General features: G+C 62.4%; 2 protein-coding genes. Both read left to right on the plus strand.

Translation table 11 applies throughout. From position 1 onward, the window contains the following. On the plus strand, positions 1–350 hold a 350-nt coding region (locus ACFC0D_RS38570; protein ID WP_376446784.1), incomplete at its 5' end, for a DUF3304 domain-containing protein. Positions 351–422: 72 nt separating this feature from the next. Further along, positions 423–1363 (plus strand): phospholipase effector Tle1 domain-containing protein (locus ACFC0D_RS38575; RefSeq protein WP_376446786.1); only part of this gene is annotated, 941 nt, incomplete at its 3' end.

Consider the following 1363-nt stretch of genomic DNA (forward strand, 5'->3'; position numbering starts at 1 on the left):
CCATTGCGCAGTTCCAGGTGAATGGTGGAAGCGGAGGATCGGCTCGACGTCACTCGGCAAGCGGCACGGTCTGCTGCGCTGTTGTTCCTGACCGATGGACTCCGGATCTGAACGTGGAGATCGAGTGGACAACTGATCTGGAAACCTACCAGAAGGCGACGGTATCAATCCCCAGGTACGACGAGGTTGGCAGTCTCGCTGTTCACTTCCTGCGCAATGGCCAGGTCAAGGTGTTCGTGACCAATCTGATACTGGGGCACCCGGACTATCCGTTGACGGGACCCGAGGCGCCGTTGCGTGAGGGGGAAAATCCCGTGTGGGAGCACCTCCGGCGCCCGCCCGCTGGCTGATGGTAAGCGGGGTGGGATCAACAGGGACAAGCAATCCGGCAGGGACGGACATCGGAACAAAGAGGCAAGGACATGAATGAACGCACGGCGACTGGCGCGCAGCCCATGCCCGCCAACGGACAGCGGGCCTTAAGCGGCGCCGAGGCACAGCGGCGGGCGAAGGCGATGGCGTGCCTGCGCGAGAAGGGTTCGCAATGCCAGGGCCAGGTGCATGTGAGCATCTACTTCGATGGCACCGGCAACAACCGTGAGTGGGAAGGAACCTTCGTCACCGGCAAGACACGCGCCACCCGCACCCAGCTTGCACGCAACGGCCACAGCAACGTGGCACGCTTGTACGACGCCAGCCTGGCCGAGCCGGAGAACGGCTTCTTCAGCGTCTATGTTCCCGGCGTGGGGACGCCATTTTCCGAGGTCGGCGATACCAACCAGGATGGCGACACGCTGGGAGGAGGGGCTGCACGATACGGTGCCGATCGCATCCATTGGGCGATCCTGCAAGTCATCAACTCGGTGCATCAGTACCTCAAATCCAATGATCTGATCACGCCGGCTGAAGCCAAGATCCTGGTCGGTTCGATGAGCGAGACGCGCCTGCTGGAAGGTATGGCGCGCCGCGCCATGCTGACCGGAATCGCGCAACGCCTCGAGCGCGTGGTGAAAAGCCACCAGCGTCGCGTCACCTCTGTGCACGTGTCCGTCTTCGGTTTCTCGCGCGGTGCCGCACAAGCGCGGGCGTTCGTGCATCGGCTGTATGAAACCGCCGAGGCCTGGGGCAGCGGCTGTGGCTACAACATCGCCGGTGTTCCGCTCTACCTCAATTTCATGGGTATCTTCGACACTGTAGCATCGGTGGGCGTTGCTGCCATGAGTCGGGTATCCAAGGGCAAATGGGACTGGGCCGCCGGTGACATGATGAGCATTCACCCGGAAGCCCGGCAATGCGTGCATTTCGCTGCTCTGCATGAGCAGCGCATCAACTTCCCGCTGGATCTGGCGACCAGCGGGAAGGC

Source organism: Streptomyces sp. NPDC056222 (assembly GCF_042264065.1).
In the GTDB taxonomy this organism is placed as follows: domain Bacteria; phylum Actinomycetota; class Actinomycetes; order Streptomycetales; family Streptomycetaceae; genus Streptomyces.